This is a genomic window from Bacillus sp. PSXD-155 (genome assembly GCF_049310765.1).
Lineage (GTDB): Bacteria > Bacillota > Bacilli > Bacillales > Bacillaceae_G > Bacillus_A > Bacillus_A cereus.
This window is the reverse complement of sequence record NZ_JBMOWC010000008.1, coordinates 64,413-87,178: the sequence shown is the minus strand read 5'-3', so window position 1 is coordinate 87,178 and position 22,766 is coordinate 64,413. Positions and strand designations below refer to the sequence as shown.

Genomic DNA, 22,766 nt, shown 5'->3' with positions numbered 1-22,766 from the left:
TCCACAAAAACTATTATCCCAATTTCACTAAGCTATAGTTCTTCTTTCCTTTACGGATAATAATAAATCTTCCATCAAACGAGTTTTCTACAGTAACATCTATACCCACATCTGTTACTTTCTCGCCATTCATAGATATAGCTCTATTATTAATATCCTCACGCGCTTGTCGTCTAGATGGTTCAATTCCTAAATCAACTAGCCACTCTACAATATTTTTCGTCTCTTTTGAAGACTGGAATGTCGGCATCTCTTTAAAGCCTTGTTCAATTTCATCAGCTGTTAACGATTTAATATCTCCGCTAAATAACGCTGCTGTAATTTTCTCAGCTTGTAATAACGCCTCTTCTCCATGAACGAATTTCGTCATTTCTTCTGCTAATACTTTTTGCGCTTCACGTTTATGAGGCTCTGTTTCTACCTTCGCTGCTAATTCATCAATACGCTCTTTCGTTAAGAACGTAAAGTATTTCAAGTATTTAATTACGTCACGGTCATCTGTATTTACCCAGAACTGGTAAAATTCAAACGGTGTCGTTTTTTCAGGATCAAGCCAAACCGCACCACCCGCTGATTTACCAAACTTCGTACCGTCCGATTTTAATAATAACGGAATCGTTAATCCGAATACTTTCGCCTCATGACCTTCTAACTTACGAATTAAATCTAAACCACTCGTAATATTTCCCCATTGGTCACTACCACCAATTTGAAGTTGAACATCCTCTTTCGTGTATAAATGATGGAAATCCATTGCTTGCAAAATTTGGTACGTGAATTCCGTGAAAGAAATACCTGTATCCAAACGGCTTGCTACAATATCCTTCGCTAACATGCTATTGATGCTAAAGTTTTTCCCGTAATCACGTAAAAACTCAATAATATTTATTTCATGTGTCCAATCATAGTTATTTACCATCTTCACTTCGCTATTTCCACCAAAATCAAATAGCTTTTTCATTTGTGCTGTTAACGCATCTACATTATGTTGAACCACTTCTAACGTTTGAAGTTGACGCTCTGATTGTCGTCCACTCGGATCACCAATTGTTCCTGTTGCCCCGCCAATTAAAATAACAGGATGATGACCAGCTAATTGGAATCTCTTCATCATCATAAACGGAATCAAATGTCCGATATGCATACTATCACCAGTCGGATCAACTCCGCAGTATAGTGAAATCTTTTTCTCTTCTACTAGCTTACGTAAGCCTTCTTCGTCAGTCTGCTGATTAACGGCGCCGCGCCATTCTAATTCATCAATAATATTCATCTTTTGTCATCCCCTTTATTTTTTAAAAACAAAAAAGCCCCTATGTCTACGATAGACATAGGGACGATTATTCACCGTGTTACCACCCAGTTTGCATAAATAGCATAGCTACTCATACCACTCTTAGCAATAATATCGATTGCTAGTCCGCTTAGCATTACCTAAGATACTCCAGAGTGTAATTCGCAAGTTTGTTTGTGCTAGGTTCCAGCAACCCCTAGCTCTCTCGTTAACAGTGACAAACTGCTACTGGGCTCTTTCAACGTATGTTATTTGTTAAATTATTAGCATTATATTGAATTGAAAACAAATTGTCAACAATATCCAAATATTATTTTAAAATAATTCATATCTTCATACGTATTTCGTTATTCCTTATCTTCTCCAATAATCCTTACTTCTCGCTCTAACTTCACGCCAAATTTCTCTTCAACTGTCTTTTGTACGAAGTGAATTAAATCGATGTAATCTTGTGCTGTTCCGTTATCAACATTCACCATAAATCCAGCGTGTTTTAAAGAAACTTCCACTCCACCAATTCGCTTACCTTGTAGTCCTGAGTCTTGAATTAACTTACCAGCAAAGTTATTTGGTGGACGCTTAAATACGCTACCACATGAAGGATATTCTAGAGGCTGTTTTGACTCACGTTTAAACGTTAAATCATCCATTTTAGCTTTAATTTCTTCATGTACACCTTCTTCAAGTTCAAATCTCGCTTCAAGAATAATGTAATGGTTGTTCGCAAATACACTCTTACGATATCCAAATTCAAATGCTTCTTTCGTCAAAGTACGTAGCTCTCCATCACCTGTCATTACGACAGCTTCTGTTAATACAAACGAAATTTCACCGCCGTATGCACCTGCATTCATATATAACGCTCCGCCAACTGAACCTGGAATACCACAAGCAAACTCAAGACCCGTTAAGTTATGGTCTAAAGCAATACGTGATACGTCAATAATTGCTGCACCACACTGTGCTACAATCGTCGTTCCTGTTACAGTAACACCTGTAATATGAATTAAACTTACTGTAATCCCGCGAATTCCACCATCTTTAATAATGACATTCGATCCATTTCCTAAAAACGTAACTGGAATATTATATTCGTTCGCATATTTGATAACTTCTTGAATTTCATCATAATTTGTAGGCGCAACAAAAACATCTGCTTTTCCACCAACTTTAATATGCGTATGATTCTTTAACATTTCATCTTGTTTAACATGTCCTTCAGGCAATACCGTACTTAAATATTTATAAACCTCTTGCATATTCATTTTACGATTCCTCTATTTCTATATTCATTTTATCCCGTTATACGGGCCCATAATATCCCCACGTACATGAAAGAACCTAAAGTGGTGGATACAGTGTACCCAAAATCAATTCGAGACACCTATAAACCTCTTAATTTATAAGAGGTGCCACTCATATTAAAATATATATTGCATAATAAAGCAACCCAAATGGACTACTAAACTTGACATGTCATCAGAAAGACAACAATTTGTAAAATATGTGACTTTTTCAAAACACTATCCCTCAGTATCTTACTATACCATACAAAAAGAAAGTGGTATTTTTTTGTACTTTTTACTTTATTTACATCAATAAAAAAAGCACATCCGACAGAATGTGCTCTTTCTATACTCTTTATATTACTTTTCGTTCTCTTCTTTTTCTTTATCAAACCATAACAGCTCATCGTTATCAACTTCACCATTATAATTGATTAAAATTTCTTCTCCTGCTTTTATATCCTTATAAGCAAAGAAGTTAAACGTATGGTTCTCGAAGACAATATCATACGTTGCATTCGGTTTATATGAATGATTAAATAACATACCGTATCCTAAAAGGATTGCCGTATGATTGATCCCATACTCAAATGCGTAGTCAGCAAGTAACGTTTTCTCAATATGTTCATGCTGTTCATTTGGATAAGAGATAACTGGTGCTGCGTGTATCAACTCACCCTTTTTAATATCACGAGTTGCAAATACACCTCTATTAAATTCTCCATCACTAAGTTCAGAAGTCTTAACTTCGATCATATGCGTCACCTATATAATTCTTTCTTTGAAGTATTTTATTCCGCTATTTGCGGATAGCTTGATTAGTGAGGGCTAATAATCAGTATGTACTAGTCTCACTTTATCTCCTTAAGCTTGGCAGAAAACGCGCAGAAAAGCAATTAAATTCCTATCAAGTATTCATTTCAATGAAAAAAGAGCACATCATTTGTGCTCTTTCCAAGCAATATTACTTTTCTAAAATATCTTCTAACAACTTCACTTGCTCGCTAACAGTTTGTAACGTCTTCACTGACGTATCATTTCGATGTTTTTCTTCTTCCACACTCGCTAGCACTTCTTCTGTAGCTGTAGAAGTTTGCTGAATTACGTTAGAAGCATGCGTAACATCCTTTACGATATTCGTCGTTTTAACGTGGAAACTTTCTTGATGAACAACAACCTCTCGCATTACTTCATTAATCGTATCAATAAACTTCCCTAAATCAGTTACGTTTGTTAAAACGCTTGCTAACATCTCGTTACATTCTTCTTGTACTCTTTCTGACTTCTCTACCTGCACTTCTACCTTACTTGCTTGATTACTAAACTCCTTCAAAATCCCTTGAATTCTTCCCGCAGAACGATTTGATTCTTCAGCAAGCTTTAACACTTCACTCGCTACAATAGCAAAACCTTTTCCATGCTCGCCTGCCCTCGCAGCTTCAATATTTGCATTTAAAGCTAGCAAACTCGTCTGACTTGAAATATTCGTTATTACATCTACAATTTCATTAATTTGTTTCGATTGCATCATTAAATCTCTAAATATAATTCCAGACTGTGAAACAACATCATTTAAACTTCTCATGTTAGCTTCAAAATTTCTTAAAGTATGTACGCTACCCTTTGAAATTTCTAAACTTTCATCCACACGAGCCGATGCAGTTCTTACTTGAGAGATGATTTGTTCAATATTTCCCTCCATATCATTCAATACTTCTACCGAACGATACATCATTTCTGATTGTGATTGCGTACCAACTGCTACCTCTTCAAAGGCAAAATTAATTTCACTCATCGATTCCATCGACGTGTTCATATTTTGTCTTAAATGATTGAAATTACTATCTAGTTTCACAACTGTTTCTTCAATAAGTCTTTGCGTCTCTTCTAACTCCTGAGCTTTTCTCATTACTTCTTGCTTCTCATCACTTAAACGAAGGAGCAGATTAGAACCGATTTTCGTGACGCCCCACATAGCGATTGTTACAATCGCTAACAAACTTGCGAAATTAGCAGCTTCAGATGAGGCTGTATAAGCAAAAAATTGCTCCGGCCAATAGCTACAAAGGATAAATGTGATCACAACAGCTACCCCGCCAAGAATTAAAATGAGGCGCTCACTTAAGTAAATAAGTGAAACAGCTAATGTAAAATAGACCATTTGAAATACAGCCGGGCTTTCATTAAAAGCTTGTACCATAATGTAAGACATTGTAAGCAACATAAATGTCATGATATATTTATACGCTGATTCCATACTTTTTATAAAAGTAAAAAGCGTTCCAAATACAACGACAGAAATACCACAAATCCAAAACGCTATTGCTCTCTCTGTAAAAATATATCCATAATACCCAATCGCGATTATCCCAAGGAAGAAACTACAAATCGTTATAAACAGTAATAAATGATTTTTCTGTGATTCTTTCTCAAGGTTAGAAAAACAAGTCCTCTTTAACCACTCCATATGAAGCCCCACCTTCTACTTATACATATCAATTACTTCAGTTTAAATACTGCACTCACTGGGTTATGATCGCTATTTTCAAACTTTAAATCTTTCCCTTGTACATTTACAATCTCTACATTCGGTGAAACGATAAAGCCATCAATAATAGTGACGAAATTTTCACCTTCTACATATTTCTTTACATCATCTCTCACAGTCATAACAGACGGATCTACAGCCCACTTAAAGCCACCATCCGTAAAGTCCTTCGGTAACTCTACTAACCACTCAGGGCGCTCTTTCACGAACTTCGGATCACTTAATTGAGCGTTCGAAACTAATTGATTCCAATCTCCGCCCATTATTACGTAATCACCATTTTCATAATGCTTGTTCATATATTCTTTTAAATACTCTACTTGCTGTTTTCTAATTTTCCCGCCTTCATCATAAGCAGACAAATGTAAATTTACGAGTCTAACATGTTTCCCATTATTAACAGGAATTTTATATTCCACAATTGCTCGATCTAAATCAAACAAACGCTTTGGCCAAGGCTCCATTCCAGGAAGCTGGAACCTCTTCGCTTCTTGAACAGTGTATTTAGAAAACGTACTTAATCCAGCCTCCGCATAGCCCATTGGATTTGTTATTGGCACTGGAACCCATTTCGTATCGTAGTTCTTGCCAAATGATGAAACATAATCAGGTAATCCTTTTTTCAAAAATTCATGTTCATTTACATCAAATGAACGAAGTGACTTTATATCAACTTCTTGTAATAGTGCAAAATCACTATTCTCATTTTGTAAAAACGAAAGCATATTCTTTAAATTAGTTTCCGTTTGCTCTTTACTACTTGAACCAGATCCCTTTCCACCATCCATAAAGAAATCTTGATCCTTATCTAACCCAGCATATCCAATATTAAATGTTGTAACTTTAAATTCATTTCCAGTCGCTAATACGCGCTCCTTATTATTCTCCACCTTCAAGCTTGTAACATCAGCAGGCTGTTCTTTAGTAAGTGTCATATACGCTAGAAATCCTCCTACAATGCCTGCTACTACTAAAACACATATAAATATGATTTTTAAAAATTTCTTCAAATAAATGACTCCTTTTCACGTGAATTTATTTTTCTTTATTTTCAGTCAAATGAAATAAAACGACACACATAAGAAACATTTTATCATAATTAAAACCTTATATCACTATATTTAGTTGATAAGTAATCTATCCCATTTTAATTACTTAAAAAGCCTTCAGACATCAAAAAAAGAAACGTTACACCCTTCTCCTCACTGGAAATTAAACGGTATATTTAGTACACTATATGTAATAATCATAGGCGATGGAGTTCGCCATAAACGCTGCTTAGCTAATGACTCCTACCAGTATGGATACTGGTAGGAGTCTATTTTTTTGAGCAAGCTATTTAAAGAGGTGAGAAAATTGATTTATATTATCGTTGGCATTGCTGGTATATTAGGAGCTCTTTCTCGTTATTATTTAGGTCTTAATATCAACACATTTTGGCATCATTCATTTCCATTGGCAACATTACTCATTAACTTAATCGGTTGCTTTTTCTTAGCGTGGCTAACTACTTATATCGCTCGGCTAAACATCTTACCTTCAGAGGTTATCACAGGCATCGGAACTGGATTCATCGGTTCCTTTACGACTTTTTCAACATTTAGTGTAGAAACTGTGCAATTGATCAATCATTCTGAGTGGAGCATAGCCTTCTTATATGTATCATGCAGCATACTTGGTGGCCTCATTATGTCTGGCCTTGGCTATACACTTGGAGATTTCTTAATTAAGAAATCTCTTACGGAAGGTGATTACTCATGATAGAAGCTTTATTAGTCGCAACAGGAGGATTTTTCGGTGCGATTACACGATTTGCAATTAGCAATTGGTTTAAGAAAAGAAATAAAATACAATTTCCAATTGCTACATTCCTTATTAATATAACAGGGGCGTTTTTACTTGGATATATAATTGGCAACGGAGTCACTACAGGCTGGCAACTATTATTAGGTACTGGATTTATGGGCGCATTCACTACATTTTCTACGTTTAAATTAGAATCTGTTCAGCTTCTCAATCGTAAAAAACTATACATCTTCCTTTTATATTTAAGTGCTACTTACATAATTGGTATCCTCTTCGCATTCCTTGGGATGAAGCTAGGTGGAATATAAAATGAAACTTTAATCAGGCCGCCCATAGCGGGATAAAAAAAGAAAGCGACTCTAACCAGTCGCTTTCTTTCATAAGAAATATGTCCCGCCATATGGAATGGAAAATAAACCAGCTGGATGTACATCGTAATGTACAATTTGCATCGGAAACTGTGAATACGGCATATACTGACTTTGCATCATTTGTGCAAAATATGCTTGTTGTTGCATTTGAATAGCTTGATTCATAGCATGAATTGTCCCCTGTGCCCCAGCCAGTGTAATAGCTGCTCCTACTTGTCTTCCATTATAAAAATGATGATTCATCATGATTCATCTCACTTATTCTTTTTCTTCCATATGGTATGTTTCTATTTCATAGTAAGTGTTTTGTCCCTATGGGTTGCCCCTATCTATTGCCCTTTTTTAGCTTGGAAGTAATAAATCCAAATAATAATACACCTATACCACTAAGGAACAATATATAACTTATCGGTACTAGGAAAAAGAAAGGTTCTTCAAGGAATCCATCCGCTCCTACTTTACTGTTTGAAGCATGTATAGTTAAAGAAATAATCGCTAAAATCATTAAAGAAATAGCTACTACGTATTTATTTTTCATCATATGCTCTCCTTTAATTCTCACTGATCTTATTACCATCATAATACGCCTGAAATTATTAAAAATCAACAATTATTTATCGTTTTACAATAAAAAATGTTTTTCACATCACAAAAAAGCTACAGATAATATTTTATCTATAGCTCTTCCAATCGGTTATTTTGTGCCAAAGTATGCCTTTTGGAACATACACATTCTTATTGCATTATGATAGTTACCATCAACGAAAAACTCATCGATAAGCTCACCTTCTATCATAAACCCAACTTTTTTATAAACATGTACTGCTTTTTCATTTTCCTTATCTACAACTAAATAAATCTTATGCATATTTAGTACGGAAAAAGCGTAATCCATTGCTAAACGCGTCGCATCCACTGCATAACCATATCCTTGATAATTCGGATCAATAATAATTTGGAATTCTGTTCTACGGTGAATATAATCGATTTCTACTAACTCAACTAATCCAACCATTTCATTGTCTTTCTCAACGATAAATCGGCGTTCACTTTGATCATGTATATGTTTATCATATAAGTCTTGCAGCTCCACAAATGCCTCATAAGGCTCTTCAAACCAATAAGACATAATATGTGCATTATTATTAAGTTCGTGTACAAACTTTAAATCTTCTCGCTCTAATGGACGTAACTTCAATTCCTGATTCATTCCTATAACCTCCAAGTAAAAGAAACCTCTTCACTTAATTTCTCAATTTTTTTCGATTTCAAACGCCCTAATTTCATTGTAAACTTTCAAGCAACTTGAAGGTCAAGATGAAAAAAGTAGTGCAAACTTACGTCTGCACTACTACTCTTTTCTCAAATCTCTCATATTCGATATGTATAAAGCAATAACTAAAACAAGAATTGCTCCTGCGTATAATAACGTCTCCATCGGTTCCTCATGAGACACAATAATTAATCGAATTAAAGCCGTAATTCCGATATAAATAAAATAACGTAACGGGAAATGATAATTCGATTTAAAATACTTAATAATTAATGCAATGAACTCGAAGTATAAGAAATAGACGATGATACTTTCAACCAATTTATAAGACGTATACTCTTTTGACGAAAAAATATACTGCACAAACGTGATCGTCTCATTCACTAAGAAAATTGATAACACAATGGATAATATAATTAAAGCTATATTTAATATCCATTGCAAAACACTAGCTATAACATGATCGATATTAAATGACTTCATTTTCTCTTTAGACTCCCCTTCGTATAAGTACTTATTTATTATAGCAAAATTACGATTGGAAAGAAGTTAAATCATATATTCGTCCTTTGTTGTTTCCAGTGTAGGGAAGATTTAGTGTGTGGAGAATTCTGTTTACAACCATACCCGACGAAACATTGAGAAACTCTTTCAAATTACCATTCGTACATGTCTTACTAATGAGCAATGCATAATCTCGTATAGCATCCACATGTGCCACTTTTGAAAAATCTTTACAACTTGTACAACGCCAACCCTTCTTAACTTTAACCATTGGAATAACTAAGCATTTCTCACATTGTACTCCATTTAGCAACTCCTCTTTTTCTATTTTATATTGCTCAAGTATATTTTGTTGAAGTGGAGAATGCTCCGCTATTATTTGATGAATGAGCCTATCTACATTATCTATAACTTTTCTCTTATATTTACTTTCAAACCACTTTATTTTATGAGGTAAATTGGCACTATGAATAATTGTATGAAGAAGATTGTCATCTGAAGATTTTATAATGGTACGAGGCGAGCTAATAACAACGAGGGACTCAATTGGAAGACTAGAGGAAAATCCATGTGAGTTTAACCATTTCTTTAGTTGTATTTCTTGCCTTTTTATTTGTAAAACCGGATCTGGAAATCCCTCTGAATTTCCTTCTGTTATTCGGATAAGTTGATTAAACTTTGCATCAAACATTAATGTACCTGCTATATTTTTTATCTCAAGAAAAAGAAGAAACTTTGTGGAAAGGATAATAGTATCAATTTGAAAGTATTTATCATAATTACATAAGCGAACATCATGTAAAACACTATACTCTTTCTCAGAAATAAAACTAAGCGGATAATCAATCGCTTGCTCTCCTTTATACCCCGCCATGTGTTTTGCCAAGTTTTCTCCAATTAAATTTCGTTTCGGATGATGTACAGGTAACCTTCTAAGAAGTGCTTCTAACTGTCTTATATAAATCGGCATTTTTCTCTCTTTCACAATCACCTCAAACACCCCTTTACAAATATATCAACGATTTTTTCAATATATCTATCACAACTCACAATATATCAACGATTTTTCCAATATATCGATTGGTCGACAATATCTGACACTACCTCACTCCAATCACTCACAGCATATCCTAGAAAAACATCTTCAGCAAAAACTTAAAATCGCATTTCCTCATAAAAAAACATAACCCGCTCCTCCAGCAAAGGTATGATTTTTAACCCTGCGATGCCACTCTATCTATAACCTTGCTGTGAATTCCACAAAATCCATTTGTACTTATACCAACTTTCACTTTTTTCACACTGAAACTATATCCGTTAAAATCGTTTCATACCGTTATTACTTCCGCATAGCTACAATTTATATAATAACGGTACAGTACAAATAACGTGCTGAATCACTAAGTATGGGGGAATAACGATGAACGAAGCGTTACTATTAGTAGACATACAAAATGATTACTTTGAAGGCGGCAATATGGAATTACATCAACCTGAAAAAGCCGCACAAAAAGCGAAAGAAGTTTTGAAAGTATTTCGCGAAAAACAGAAAACAGTTATTCACGTACAACATATCGCGAACAATGAAGGAGCTACTTTCTTCTTACCTGATACAGTAGGTGTTCAAATTCATGATGATGTACAACCGATTGTTAACGAAAGAGTCCTACAAAAACATCACCCCAACAGTTTTTTAAGAACAAATTTATTAGAAACATTAAAGACAGAAAAAATAGACCAACTAGTCATTTGCGGTATGATGACTCATGTATGTATTGATGCAACAGTACGCGCTGCCAGTGACTTCGGATTTCAATGTATTGTAATTGAAGATGCTTGTACAACAAAAGATTTAGAATTCCAAAGAAATCTAATCCCCGCAGTACACGCTCATCAATCGTTCATGAGTGCATTAGAGTTTGGTGATATTTATGCAACAGTCATGTCAGCAAACTGTTTTATAACCAAAAGCAAATAAAGAATTACAGTTCCATATGAAAAAAGAAAGGATAAGTATCTTATTCTTTCTTTTTTTCCATCGTCTTAATGACAGTATTTATACGATAATCACCATAATGTAAAACATCTGCAAGAGTCTCTTCTAATTGCTGATGCGAAGATGTGTGAAGAGTCATGACATAGCAACCATCGCCGCTTATACGATACATTTCAGTAATTACGTCCGTTTTTTCAAAAAAATTTTGAATTTGATTATGATAATGCGGTGCATGCAAAAATAGTGTAACAAAGGTCATAATAGATCCTTCTAGCTTAGCCCTGTCAATATTTATCGTATATTTTTGAATGACACCTGCCTCTTCTAATTTATTAATTCGCTTCCCAACAGCCTGACCAGTCAAATGTACTATCTCCCCAATTTCCTTCCAGTTCATTCTAGCGTTTCCTTGTAGTAATTGTATAATCTTAAAATCTGTTGAATCAAACATGGGCATCCCCTTCCTATACGAAACGAATTCTATAAAATCTTCATTTCTCCTACAGTTTTTCTCAAAAGTTTTGCACTACAATCGATTAGCTCTATTAGCAATTACATTATTGTTAGTGGCTTTCCTTCTTCTTTACAATGTATTTTTTGGATTACTCGTAGGTACTACAGCAAGCTAGCAATTTTTTATAAATATGAACAAATTTTAGGAATTAGTTTATCTTTTTTTAATGTTTTATTTAGAGGCAGTTTATAGTCGGGTATTAACATAAGAAACGTAGCAACTAAGTTCATATATGACGCACTGCTACTATAATCGCTAACCGTACTACTTGAAATCATAAAATAAGGAGACGATAAAACATGAACAAAAAAGCAAAAGCACTATCATCCGTATTGCTCGGATTCACATTAGCATTAACAGGGTGTGCTGGTACTAAAGCTGAAGAAAATCATGGGAAACAAAAACAAGAACAAGTTGCTAAAGAAACAAAAAAGGAAAATAAATTAACTAAAGGGCAAAAAATGGCTAATATTCTTAGCGAGACAAATTGGCAAGGTACACGAGTGTATGACAAAGATAAGAATGACTTAACAAAAGAGAATGCAAACTTCATTGGTCTTGCAAAATATGATGCGAAGTCAGGCAGATATGAATTTTTTGATGCTAAAACAGGTGCAAGTCGTGGCGATAAAGGAACCTTCTTTGTCACAAATGATGGGAAGAAGAGAATATTAATTTCAGAATCAATGAAGTATCAAGCTGTCGTTGACATGACAAAACTAAACAAAAATGTATTTACTTATAAACGAATGGGGAAAGACGCTAACGGTAAAGATGTAGAAGTTTTCGTTGAACATGTCCCATATAAAGAAAAAGAACTTTCTTTCACTGATCCGGACAAGCAGCTGAACACGACTACAGGAGATATTGTTAAAAACGTTGATGGAGATAAAATTTTGGGCGGTACCCTTTGGCACGGAACAAAGGTATTAGACGAAGCTGGTAACGATGTAACACAGTTTAATTCGAATTTTATAAGTTTAGCAAAATTTGATGACAAATCTAATAAATATGAGTTCTTCAATAGCGAAACAGGTCAAAGCCGCGGTGATTATGGCTACTTCGATGTTGTACACGAAAATAAAATAAGAGCCCATGTTTCAATTGGAAATAATAAATACGGTGCTGCTCTTGAGCTTACTGAACTAAATAAGAATAAATTTACGTATAAAAGAACTGGTAAAGACCAAACTGGTAAGGATATAACTATATTCGTTGAACATGAACCTTATAAAGGTGATATGAAACCACAATTTAGTTTTTAATTGATTTGATTAAAAATCTACTTTTTATATTCGAAACATGAATTAGTATACGCTGACCGTTTTGTTCAGCGTATACTATTTTTTACATTGAATAACCACTACAGCTCATCAATTACTTTCGTTAGCTTTTGAAGCGCTGATAAAAGGTTTGTTAACTCTTCAGGTGATAAACTTGCATAATATTTTTCAGAAACCTGTTGCATATATGCGTCCATTTCTTTTTTATATAACAAGCCTTTCTCACCTAATTCAACTGAAAATGCACGTTTATCTTCTGCATGTTGCCTTCTGAAAATATATCCTTCCGTTTCAAGTTTCACTAACTGCTGGCTAATGGCACTTTTCGTCACATTCATTTTTTCAGCTAACTCTTTAGGAGTGGATGATGGGTACCTAATAATTAATGTTAACAACGTATATTGCTGATTATTTAAATTAAAATTCGTATAAGATCTTTCTTTCGTTTCAAGTAATATCCATAGTTCTTCAAGTGTTTGATTGATTTCCTCAGCTATATTTTTATTTATCATACTTCTCTCTCTCACCTTTTCTTCTCCAATTTTTCGGGTTTAAATACTTTTTATATTTTGCCACCACTTCTTTTCCAACAAAGACAGCACCTATCAAAAATAGAATTTCTCCTATTACTATACACCCTGGAATGACAACGGTCTTTACCTGCGTCGAAAGTGAAGTAAATGGTATGATTAAAGCACTTCCCCAAAGTAGAACATATATGATTAGAAGTCCTATTCCAATTTTAAAAAGCAATGGCTTTTTTTGTTTATTTTCGTTTGAAATTATTTCTTTTTCCATTTCAAAACCCCCGAATACAATTTGATTTAGTTTACTTAACTAAACTATATATCAAGATTGATTTGATTGCAAGACTTTAAAATGTATTCACTAAAATTGCGTTTACTTGAATTCCAACCACATATTTTGAAAATAATTTTATTTGTATTCCCTATAAAAAAACACTTCTTCCGTGGAAAAAGTGTTTTTTTATACTTAATGACTAATACTAGCTGTTGGGTATAATGTTGTTCCTCCAATTGAAACTTTTATTTCATTTGTTAATGGAACGTTTTGTTCATTAATAATTGTTCTCCACCATTCCCATGCAAGACCTGTACATTCTCTTGCTACAATTTTTATATTTTTTGAATTCGGTGGAAGAGGGATAACTGTAGAGTAATGAGCCGTTTTGTCTTTTCCACTACCATCCCACGTTTTATGTGTTAGTACTTCGTTACCCTTTTGATCAAATGTGAATTCATCCCAAGATACATCAAATTGAGCAACGTAAGCACCGTAATGATCAAGTGTCATTTTAGCACTTGAATATTCTGTAGTTGTCGTCTCAATATAATCTGTATTGTTATGAACAGCAGCAGTTGCATTATCTTTTAAGAAAGTACTTGTATATGAAATTGGGTATGCTGGATTTTTAAGACTTAATTCAGCATTATCTTTAATAATATTTCGGATTTCATTGAAATCTTTAGTAACAACCTTGTTATGTTCTTTCGCATCTCCGCCTAATACTACAGCAGTAAAGGTACTTTCTTCAAAAATATCTTTATACTGTCCACTTGTTTCAACGCTGTTATTCTTAAGTAAGGCTTTAAAAGCAGCTTGTACATCTTTGCTCTTAGATGTTGTTTCTAATTTTACATAAATCGTTCTACCATAAGCTACATTTGAAACCATAACAGGTGGAGCCGAATTATTTACGCCTTTTCGAGTTAACTCGTCAAAAGTAACGCTATTATCAAAAAGGTCGGATGGATTGTTAGGTAGTTCAGCACTTACCGTATAAAATATTTGCTTATACGCCGCTACCATCACTTTTTTCTCTCCATTTGCAACCGCATTAAAATCAATATTTAGACTGTTATCAAGATATTTAGCGTTAACATTAAGAGCACTTGCAATTTGTGATTTACTATAAACCATAGATTCCGTATACTGCATTCTTGCAGGTAACGTATGTGTTGTAGAATACTTTTCATTCCAAGTAGATACTAAATCGTCTACTGCTCCAGCTACATTACCATATGTCGGATTTTGGACAGTGATTGTATTTTCTTTTCTCATGCCCGGTAAGTCTATACTAATATTCAAAGGCTTTCTCTTAGCCACTAATAAACTCGGTTGATTGTCTGCAAAAGCTTTATTAGCAAGTTGTACAGCTCCTGGATACGTGCGATTCACTACAGAATCAATAATTGAAATATCGACTGGTGACGTTGTAAGTGATTTTTTCTCGCGTTCCACTACTACAAATTTACCATTTGAATTGATACTTTCTTTCGGAACAAAACTTTCTACTTTATCACCATTTACAGCTAAAACCTCTTGATTATTATATTTAAGATTTGCTATACCAGTATCAATGCCACTAGCATTTTTGGTTACATCAGTTGCATTACTTGCTTGTGTTTCTGCGAAGGAAATAGATGAATAATTAATAGTGCATAGACTAACTAATAAACATGCAAGGAACTTTCTTCTTTTAGTGTTTTTCTTAATATTCAGAAAAATCACCCCGTTCTTTTTTTAGTAAAATATGATAATGATTGATAAATGATTGCTAACTAATAAATTTACATAAATGCTTTTAAAAGTTCTTGAATTAACGGGATTACGCCACCTACAAATTTTAAAACTGCCATTGCGATTTCCATATTATTTCCTCCTTTTTATTGCTACGAAAATGTGATTTATCTTTATGCCCTCATTATAGTGACCCCTTACACTTTTATCAATACACTCTGATATGCAATATTACATATACAAAAAACAAGCTGAATTCTTTTGAAAAATTATACAGAGATATTTTTTCGTTTGGTACATACTTGAAAAGGTGAAGCATTCTTTTGCATTTTATGAGTAATCACATAAAAAAAGCTGCTGCCTATAAAATATAGACAGCAACTTCAACTAGAGTAGCTTGCATAATCTACGCAAGACATTTTATAACTAATAAACTGCGATCGGCCCATAAGGACCATTAATAATTTCTATTTTTGTTTCAAAAATATCTGTCAAAAGTGTTGGGTCCATAACTTCTTCTACTGTTCCAAAAGCAGCAATTTGTCCATCTTTCATAGCACAAATTTTATCCGAGTATTTAGCTGCAAAATTTATGTCATGCATGACAGTCAAAATTGTTCGTCCAAATTCATTAGCTGCACGTCTCAAATGCTCCATCATTTGAACAGAACGAGCAACATCAAGGTTGTTCAGAGGTTCGTCCAAAAGTACATATTCCGTCTCTTGGCACAATACCATCGCTACATATGCCCTTTGTCTTTGACCACCAGAAAGCTCATCTAAATATCTATTCTCTAAACTAGTTAAATCTAAGAAATCGATATATTTAGAGATGATAGCCTCATCTTCTTTAGTCAATCTTCCCTTTGAATAAGGAAAGCGCCCAAATCCAACTAGTTGTCTCACAGTAAGCCTAGTTACAAAATGATTTTCTTGTCGCAATATAGTCAAAACTTTTGCTAAATCTTTTGATTTGGATTCAGAAACATCCATATTTGCTACCTGAATTTGGCCTTCATCCATATCTAAAAGTCTGCCAATCATCAAAAGTGTTGTTGACTTTCCGGCACCATTTGGTCCAATTAAAGAAGTAAAGCCTGCTTTTGGTATTTCAATATCCAAAGGTCCTATTTTTACCTTATCAGTATAGAACTTTTTAACATTATCGATTTTTATCATAAAGCCCTCTTCCTTAAAACTATAGTTAAGAATATGATTCCACCAAATAATTCAATAATAACTGAAACTACACCTTGAGCATGGAATACATGATACATTAAAAAGTATGCGCTCGTCATTATTAAAAATCCTATAGCAAAAGCCATCGGAAAAATATATCTATGATCATAAGTTGACGCTGCCTGATAACTCAAAGTTGCCACTAAAAAGCCGTAGAAAGTGAGTGGCCCAATTAGAGCTGTTGAAATGGACATTAAAATAGCTACTAATACAAGCGTATAAATTACACTAGGTTGGTATTTAACTCCAAAAGAAGTAGCAACATCTTTTCCTAGTGACAAAACATTCAAATTCTTAGAATGAGCAAAAATTAATACCGCTACAATTATGATCATAGGAATTACAATAGGAAAATATGCAGGATCTGCATGATTAACAGAACCAAATAATCTTGCTTGTAAAATATCAAATTCTGAAGGCGCAAGTAGTTTTCTCATGAAAGTTGACACAGAATTTAGCCCGGTACCAATAATAATTCCAACTAAAAGCATAAGTTGTAAATTCCCGTATTTACCGGAAAGTAACCATCCATAAAGTATTAAACTCATGAAGACCATAACAACAACTTGGAATAAAAATGAGCCAATTCCATTAAAATTTATTAACGCACTAGCACCAAAGAAGAATACTGTACTCGTTTGAATTGCTGAATAAAGTGATTCGAAACCTAAAAGTGAAGGAGTAATAATTTTATTATTCGTAATAGATTGGAAAGCAACTGTCGACAAGCTATGGCAAACCGCAGCAATAATCATTGCAACAATAGCTACTATCCTTCTCTTAACAACTGGGATAAAAGAAGGTGAATCTATCGGAACTGGATTGTTATACACTAAAAGGCCATATGAAGAAAGGAGACCTAAACCAATCAATGTTATCAGTAAAATCCAATAACGCCTTGCTTCCTTCTTAGAACGAAAAGCGCTAGCTGATCTACTTTCATTATGAAGGCTAGAATCGATTTCGACATTTTCTTTTTTTCTATATTCTAATGTGATCATCGTAGCCTCCTTGGTTTTCTTTGTCTCAATAAAATAGTAATAAACACGACTGCTCCCACTGTTGCAAGTATTAAAGAAACAGGTAATTCAAAAGGCTGTATAATTGTTCGAGAAATGATGTCACAGGCAGTTATTGATCCCATTCCGATCACACAAACCCAAGGTAAATTACTCCTAAGATCATCACCTCTAAACATTGAAACGATATTTGGCACAATTAATCCTAAGAAAGGTAAGTGTCCAATAACAGCTGCAACAATTCCAACTGCAACAGAGATAAGAGCAGTCCCAAAAAGAACAATTCTATTGTAATTAACTCCAAGACTTGTTGCGACATCTTCTCCTAGTCCAGCTAAAGTCAATCTATTAGCATACATAAAAATAAGAAAAGTAATGATAACAATCAGCCATAAATATTCATATCTTCCCACCTGAATGTTAGCAAATGAACCTACAAACCAAGTTTCAATACTTTGCGTCTTTTGAAAAAGGAGTCCTAAAAAAGTAGACACTGCAGAAATTACTGCTCCAAGCATCAATCCAATAATCGGAACAATTAAAGACGAACGAAGCTTAACTCTTCTTAAAAATAGAAAGAAAATCATAGTTCCTATAAAAGAAAAAATGATTGCACCAGTCATTCTTTGAACTAAAGTCGGGGCAGGAAATAATAAATACACAAAAAGCAGGCCTAAGCCTGACCATTCAATAGTCCCCGTTGTAGTAGGTTCAACAAAGCGATTCTGTGTAATGAGTTGCATTACGAGCCCTGCCATCGCCATCGCAGCTCCAGTAAGCATTAATGCAGCTGTTCTCGGAACACGAGTTATGAAAAACATCTCTGTCCCGTCCTCTTGTCCACGTATATCATAAACTCCAGTAAACAGTGATATAATCCCTAAAATTATAACAACTATAACTGCTATTATAAAAGGTTTTGTCCATATTTTATTTTGATTATAAAACTGGGGTTGAGAAATATTCTCAACCCTAGAAATCATATTTTTTGACACTGTTTCGTACCCCTTTACACTACTTAGCTAAAGTTTTTGCCATATTTCCAAATAACTCTATATAAGTTTGAATTGATTCATTTGTGTAAGTATCTTCTGGTGCATAAATAACTTGTTTTTTAGAAACAGCAGTTGTGTTTTGAAGAGCAGGTGATTTAGAAATAACATCCTTAGCAGGTGTTGACTTAGCTGCATCAGATGTTGCAGCATCACGATCTAATACGAAAATCCAATCAGGATTTGTTTGTGCAATAGCTTCAACAGAAACGTCATCACCTTTATGACCTGCAGTAGAATTTGAAACTTCTAACGCTGGAGTCCAACCGAAAATTTCATACATTGGTCCCCAAACGCGACCAGAATGTGGAGCAGCAAAACCAATATTACCACCAGTAACGATAACACTCATAACTTTATCTTTTCCGTTATAAGCAGATTTTGCTTTTTCAATAGATTTATCAAAATCAGCTACTAATTGTTTAGCTTCTTTATCTTTATTAAAGATTTTTCCTAAAGTAATTGTAGAATCTTTAAGTCCTTTTACTAAGTTTTCGCCAGGCTTAGTAGCTTTCTCAGAAACATCAAAATTAAGATCAATAACTGCTGCATTTGGTACTAATTTTTTGATTTCTTCGTAATGGTCAGCAAATCTTTGACCAACGATTACAAGGTCAGGGTTTGCCGCTGCAATAATTTCTAGATTTGGTTCACGGTGATTCCCAATATTTTGAACTTTTTCATCCTTTTTATATGCTGAATCAGCAGGCATGATATCCTTTGGAGCAGCCGCTAATTTAATTCCCCAATCAGATAAAGTTTCAAAAGTTCTGTTATCCAAAGCAACTACATTCTTTGGGTTTACAGGGACTTTAACAGTTCCATGAGCATCAGTGATTTCAACCGTTTTTGGCTTATCACTACCATTATCTTTATTATTAGCCTTCGAAGTTTCTTTACTTGAATCTGAGCAAGCTACTAACATTAAAGTGAAAACTGCTAGAATACTCACTAATTTTAAAAGCATAGATTTTTTCATATGTATACTCCTTATAGTGTGATTTATTTCGAAAATGATGACATCCATAGATTGAATTAGAAGGTAACTTTTATTCAATTGAATCGCTATTGATAATCATTTTCATTTGAACATCCTGTTAATTAGTATAGTCATTAATTCTGTGAAAATCTTGTGAATGGTGTGAATTCATAAAATCAGGCATAAAAAGTAATATGTGACGTCAGGCGTGTTGATTAACCATGATTTCCTCTACAAAACACGCTCATTAATAGCTAATATTTTCGTAATCCATTTTTTCACGTCTTTTAATACTTCTAAGAAACTATTTGATTATCATATTTAATAAAAAAATGAGTAAAACCGAATGAAATAATTTTACTCATTTTTTATTATCTTATTTTTATCAGTCAATCATTGAATAGCCTCTGCCATGTATCGTTTGAATATATCTGTCTTTCTTCTCGCACTTTAACTTTTTTCTTACATACCCAATATATAAGTCTACTACATTTGGATTTACTACTACGTTATATCCCCATACTTGATTCAAAAGCATTTCACGGCTCAATATTGTGTTTTTATTCTTGATTAAAAATACAAGTAAATCGTACTCTCGCTTAGTAAGCGACAGGTTTTCGCCACCTTTTTTCACAATATTGCTTGATGCATCAACAAAGAGATCTTTAAACTGAAAAAAGTTTATCTCCTTTTGCTGGTTACAATCACTTCTCCTTAAAATTGCTTGAACCCTTGCTACTAATTCTTCTTTCGCAAATGGTTTTCTGATATAATCATCTGCTCCTGCTTGTAACCCTGCTACGCAATCCTTGCTAGAAACATTGTCGGTCACAATAATGATCGGTGTCGTTTTAACTAATCGTATTTGTCTACAAATTTCTGGTCCGGATATACTTAATGAATCCCAATCCAATATGATAATATCCCAATCTTGTTCATATATTATATTTAAACCTTCGTTTTCATTGTGAAGTTTTAAAATGAAATAGCCTTCTTGCGTTAGACCGCTTACGATTTTCTTCGCTAAAGACCGTTCATTCTTAATTACTAAAACCTGCTTCACCGATGGTTCACCTCTACTTCAATATAACTTAGTTAGATAAAAAATTATCTCCAAAAAACAATTTAAGATTTATAAATTTAAAACTCCTAAATAATCCATTAAAACAGTTTATTAGGAGAACTCTATATAATCTTACAATAGGTATGGATAAAAACACAAAACATATAGAGATTTGAATAAAGTGAAATTTTAATGAGATCTCACCAATTGGGCGTTTACGGTCAGCTATAGTATCTATCTGCTTATCATCAATAACTAGTTCTTCATTTTCTGTTTCAGAGGTACCGCCCGATTCCCATCAACTTAAGCATTTTATAAAACCACAAAATGAAAAAACGGTATTCTTTCTATTACTTTAAATCTAGAAAACAAATCACTTCAATGTTTTCTGAATATTATGGGAGGATGTAAATACTGTGAACACTGTATATTTAGTGTTTAGTTGACCTTATAATAAAAAAAAGCGCGCTAAATTGAATTGAAAGGTGCAAAAACATGATTACAAATCAACAATTAGTAATAAACAATTTGGAAGAAAAATTAAAAGTATTTACTCATACAGTTAGTGGAAAACTTACAAAGGAAGAAGATTTCATCATAGCAAATACAGAAATTCCTACTGATACATTCAATGTTGTATTGCCGAAATCTCCAAATATCAAAAATGCAGTTAAGATTAGACATGGAATCGATAATTTTTCATATAAAAAATATCCCTTTAGTATTTGGATTGATGCTCAGTATTTAACTGAGGATTGGACAAAACTTATGCAAGAATATGACCTAAAAGAAGCGGAACGTAATGTAATGATGAAACTTGACAATACTCTTAATGTTGATCAAAGAATTTCCCATCAACTTATGATTACTAATGTGAAAAATAATGAAGAACTTTTAAAATATATAGACGTATTCATGAGCTTATTTGAGGGTACACCAGAAAAAGATGCATTAGAAAGTTATTTTAATAAGTTTTCACAAGTAAAATTAGGTTCAGAAGTTCAAATGTTTATTGGATGCATAGATGACATGCCTGTAACTACTGGTTTATTAATAGAAAGCAAAGATAGTTATGGTATTTATGATGTGATGACAAAAGAAACATTTAGAGGTAAAGGAATTGGCAGTGAAATGTTTCAATTTCTTCTAAATCAAACAACAGATAAACAAAAACCAGTTGTATTACAGGCTTCAGATGATGGGAAAAATATCTATAAGCGATTTGGATTTATAGATGTCGGAGAAATGGTTGTATTTGAATAAAAGGTTTTCTTATTAAGCTATAGGGTGGAATTGTTGAGCAATATAGATAGGAAATGATCCAACTTTTTATAAAAGAATAAACCAATTGAAAATATTAAGGGCGTGTTTTGAACAAACTTTTTTCAAAACACGCTTTTTTCTTTTTGTTTGTTTATCAAGGTTATTTGCTTAACTTGAACAAACTTTATTCTAAAACAACATGAATTATTAATTAATATCACTTTGAAGAAGCATATCTTTACATAACAAAAAAGAAGCATAAACCTGCACATCATGCAAAGTTATGCTTCCTGTTATACAAAATAAAAAAACCACCAAATATGTATTGGTGGAGACGGTGGGAGTCGAACCCACGTCCAAAAATATCGGCACTTAAGCTTCTACGAGTGTAGTCGATATATTAGCATTTCGCGAACTCTTCGGCCTATCGACAGGCTTCCAAGTTGCTAGTCTGATTGTTCTCTTCCTTCGCCCTCAGACGGCGAACTCCGGCGTAGTCCACTTAGTTTGAGTCCCTTACCCTACCACATGGACGATGGAGGGAGGAACCTTTAGTGCAATTAAGCAGCTAAAGAAAGATTGTTTTGTTTGCCAATTATAGGCTTTGACGTTTTAACGAGGCCGATCCCCTCGACTCGCAACCTAAGCTCGAACTATCCCTGTCGAATCCGTAACGTCCCCATGATAAAAATGGAGCATACGAAGAAAATATCGTGATAGCTACTAAGAGCTGTT

Annotated in this window: 24 protein-coding genes, 1 other RNA gene, 1 riboswitch and 1 other annotated feature; of the genes, 5 read left to right on the top strand and 20 right to left on the bottom strand. The window is 33.8% G+C overall.

What is annotated here, in order from left to right; translation table 11 throughout:
- Nucleotides 1-13: 13 nt before the first annotated feature.
- The 5 genes from tyrS to ACO6VI_RS11570 form a co-directional block, all read right to left on the bottom strand.
- Nucleotides 14-1,273, bottom strand: coding sequence for a tyrosine--tRNA ligase (tyrS, locus tag ACO6VI_RS11590; protein WP_063548983.1), 1,260 nt, complete (start codon nt 1,271-1,273; stop codon nt 14-16).
- Between the two features lie 56 nt (nt 1,274-1,329).
- Nucleotides 1,330-1,545: a binding site (T-box leader), on the bottom strand.
- Between the two features lie 96 nt (nt 1,546-1,641).
- Nucleotides 1,642-2,559, bottom strand: a complete 918-nt coding sequence (gene murB, locus ACO6VI_RS11585; RefSeq protein WP_001057102.1) for a UDP-N-acetylmuramate dehydrogenase — start codon at nt 2,557-2,559, stop codon at nt 1,642-1,644.
- A gap of 381 nt (nt 2,560-2,940) precedes the next feature.
- The gene (locus ACO6VI_RS11580; RefSeq protein ID WP_000573647.1) at nt 2,941-3,336 is read right to left on the bottom strand and encodes an SET domain-containing protein; all 396 of its coding nucleotides are present in this window, start codon (nt 3,334-3,336) and stop codon (nt 2,941-2,943) included.
- A gap of 208 nt (nt 3,337-3,544) precedes the next feature.
- A complete protein-coding gene (locus ACO6VI_RS11575) occupies nt 3,545-5,047 on the bottom strand; it encodes a DUF4077 domain-containing protein (protein WP_063548985.1) in 1,503 nt (500 codons plus the stop codon).
- Between the two features lie 32 nt (nt 5,048-5,079).
- Nucleotides 5,080-6,138: an endonuclease/exonuclease/phosphatase family protein gene (locus tag ACO6VI_RS11570; protein ID WP_063548987.1), complete on the bottom strand. Its 1,059-nt coding sequence runs from the start codon at nt 6,136-6,138 to the stop codon at nt 5,080-5,082.
- 232 nt (nt 6,139-6,370) lie between these two features.
- A riboswitch (Fluoride riboswitch) is annotated at nt 6,371-6,430 on the top strand.
- Between the two features lie 54 nt (nt 6,431-6,484).
- On the opposite strand from ACO6VI_RS11570, the gene crcB (ACO6VI_RS11565) reads away from it, so the two are divergent.
- On the top strand, nt 6,485-6,889 hold the full coding sequence (gene crcB, locus ACO6VI_RS11565) for a fluoride efflux transporter CrcB (protein WP_000639312.1): 405 nt from the start codon (nt 6,485-6,487) through the stop codon (nt 6,887-6,889).
- Nucleotides 6,886-7,242 (top strand): fluoride efflux transporter CrcB, encoded by a 357-nt coding sequence (gene crcB, locus ACO6VI_RS11560; RefSeq protein ID WP_063548989.1) that lies wholly within the window; start codon nt 6,886-6,888, stop codon nt 7,240-7,242. The genes crcB (ACO6VI_RS11565) and crcB (ACO6VI_RS11560) overlap by 4 nt, the downstream gene beginning before the upstream one ends.
- A 69-nt stretch (nt 7,243-7,311) precedes the next feature.
- Here crcB (ACO6VI_RS11560) and ACO6VI_RS11555 read toward each other — a convergent pair whose 3' ends face one another.
- From ACO6VI_RS11555 to ACO6VI_RS11535, 5 genes are all read right to left on the bottom strand, one after another.
- The gene (locus tag ACO6VI_RS11555; protein ID WP_023523378.1) at nt 7,312-7,551 is read right to left on the bottom strand and encodes a DUF3947 family protein; all 240 of its coding nucleotides are present in this window, start codon (nt 7,549-7,551) and stop codon (nt 7,312-7,314) included.
- Nucleotides 7,552-7,630: 79 nt separating this feature from the next.
- Nucleotides 7,631-7,846: a DUF3955 domain-containing protein gene (locus tag ACO6VI_RS11550; protein ID WP_223617937.1), complete on the bottom strand. Its 216-nt coding sequence runs from the start codon at nt 7,844-7,846 to the stop codon at nt 7,631-7,633.
- Between the two features lie 153 nt (nt 7,847-7,999).
- The gene (speG, locus tag ACO6VI_RS11545; protein ID WP_001071090.1) at nt 8,000-8,515 is read right to left on the bottom strand and encodes a spermidine N1-acetyltransferase; all 516 of its coding nucleotides are present in this window, start codon (nt 8,513-8,515) and stop codon (nt 8,000-8,002) included.
- A gap of 141 nt (nt 8,516-8,656) precedes the next feature.
- Complete coding sequence (psiE, locus tag ACO6VI_RS11540) at nt 8,657-9,061, bottom strand: phosphate-starvation-inducible protein PsiE (RefSeq protein ID WP_000834709.1); 405 nt, start codon at nt 9,059-9,061, stop codon at nt 8,657-8,659.
- Nucleotides 9,062-9,110: 49 nt separating this feature from the next.
- The gene (locus ACO6VI_RS11535; RefSeq protein WP_016079776.1) at nt 9,111-10,067 is read right to left on the bottom strand and encodes a nuclease-related domain-containing protein; all 957 of its coding nucleotides are present in this window, start codon (nt 10,065-10,067) and stop codon (nt 9,111-9,113) included.
- Between the two features lie 435 nt (nt 10,068-10,502).
- On the opposite strand from ACO6VI_RS11535, the gene ACO6VI_RS11530 reads away from it, so the two are divergent.
- The gene (locus tag ACO6VI_RS11530; RefSeq protein ID WP_001001091.1) at nt 10,503-11,060 is read left to right on the top strand and encodes a cysteine hydrolase family protein; all 558 of its coding nucleotides are present in this window, start codon (nt 10,503-10,505) and stop codon (nt 11,058-11,060) included.
- Nucleotides 11,061-11,100: 40 nt separating this feature from the next.
- Here the strand turns inward: ACO6VI_RS11530 and ACO6VI_RS11525 are convergent, their stop codons facing one another.
- Nucleotides 11,101-11,529 (bottom strand): Lrp/AsnC family transcriptional regulator, encoded by a 429-nt coding sequence (locus tag ACO6VI_RS11525; protein WP_000460485.1) that lies wholly within the window; start codon nt 11,527-11,529, stop codon nt 11,101-11,103.
- Nucleotides 11,530-11,891: 362 nt separating this feature from the next.
- Between ACO6VI_RS11525 and ACO6VI_RS11520 the strand changes: the two genes are divergently transcribed.
- Nucleotides 11,892-12,857 (top strand): DUF4822 domain-containing protein, encoded by a 966-nt coding sequence (locus ACO6VI_RS11520; protein ID WP_001034144.1) that lies wholly within the window; start codon nt 11,892-11,894, stop codon nt 12,855-12,857.
- A 98-nt stretch (nt 12,858-12,955) separates the two neighbouring features.
- Here the strand turns inward: ACO6VI_RS11520 and ACO6VI_RS11515 are convergent, their stop codons facing one another.
- From ACO6VI_RS11515 to ACO6VI_RS11480, 8 genes are all read right to left on the bottom strand, one after another.
- Complete coding sequence (locus ACO6VI_RS11515) at nt 12,956-13,387, bottom strand: MarR family winged helix-turn-helix transcriptional regulator (protein WP_000608841.1); 432 nt, start codon at nt 13,385-13,387, stop codon at nt 12,956-12,958.
- Complete coding sequence (locus ACO6VI_RS11510) at nt 13,377-13,673, bottom strand: transporter suffix domain-containing protein (protein WP_161520116.1); 297 nt, start codon at nt 13,671-13,673, stop codon at nt 13,377-13,379. The genes ACO6VI_RS11515 and ACO6VI_RS11510 overlap by 11 nt, the downstream gene beginning before the upstream one ends.
- Before the next feature lie 195 nt (nt 13,674-13,868).
- Nucleotides 13,869-15,407, bottom strand: a complete 1,539-nt coding sequence (alo, locus tag ACO6VI_RS11505) for an anthrolysin O/cereolysin O family cholesterol-dependent cytolysin Alo (protein ID WP_000576726.1) — start codon at nt 15,405-15,407, stop codon at nt 13,869-13,871.
- 435 nt (nt 15,408-15,842) lie between these two features.
- Nucleotides 15,843-16,595, bottom strand: coding sequence for an ABC transporter ATP-binding protein (locus ACO6VI_RS11500; protein ID WP_000590061.1), 753 nt, complete (start codon nt 16,593-16,595; stop codon nt 15,843-15,845).
- Complete coding sequence (locus ACO6VI_RS11495; RefSeq protein ID WP_000631247.1) at nt 16,592-17,656, bottom strand: iron chelate uptake ABC transporter family permease subunit; 1,065 nt, start codon at nt 17,654-17,656, stop codon at nt 16,592-16,594. Before ACO6VI_RS11495 ends, ACO6VI_RS11500 begins: the two co-directional genes overlap by 4 nt.
- On the bottom strand, nt 17,653-18,669 hold the full coding sequence (locus ACO6VI_RS11490) for an ABC transporter permease (RefSeq protein ID WP_000042077.1): 1,017 nt from the start codon (nt 18,667-18,669) through the stop codon (nt 17,653-17,655). The genes ACO6VI_RS11495 and ACO6VI_RS11490 overlap by 4 nt, the downstream gene beginning before the upstream one ends.
- 19 nt (nt 18,670-18,688) lie before the next feature.
- Nucleotides 18,689-19,705, bottom strand: a complete 1,017-nt coding sequence (locus ACO6VI_RS11485) for a siderophore ABC transporter substrate-binding protein (protein ID WP_000749445.1) — start codon at nt 19,703-19,705, stop codon at nt 18,689-18,691.
- Nucleotides 19,706-20,090: 385 nt separating this feature from the next.
- Complete coding sequence (locus ACO6VI_RS11480; RefSeq protein ID WP_000815803.1) at nt 20,091-20,768, bottom strand: response regulator transcription factor; 678 nt, start codon at nt 20,766-20,768, stop codon at nt 20,091-20,093.
- Between the two features lie 495 nt (nt 20,769-21,263).
- Here ACO6VI_RS11480 and ACO6VI_RS11475 point away from each other — a divergent pair, with 495 nt between their 5' ends.
- Nucleotides 21,264-22,031, top strand: a complete 768-nt coding sequence (locus ACO6VI_RS11475; protein WP_016123739.1) for a GNAT family N-acetyltransferase — start codon at nt 21,264-21,266, stop codon at nt 22,029-22,031.
- Nucleotides 22,032-22,357: 326 nt separating this feature from the next.
- Here ACO6VI_RS11475 and ssrA read toward each other — a convergent pair.
- Nucleotides 22,358-22,712, bottom strand: a transfer-messenger RNA (tmRNA) gene (gene ssrA / locus ACO6VI_RS11470).
- Between the last annotated feature and the right edge of the window lie 54 nt (nt 22,713-22,766).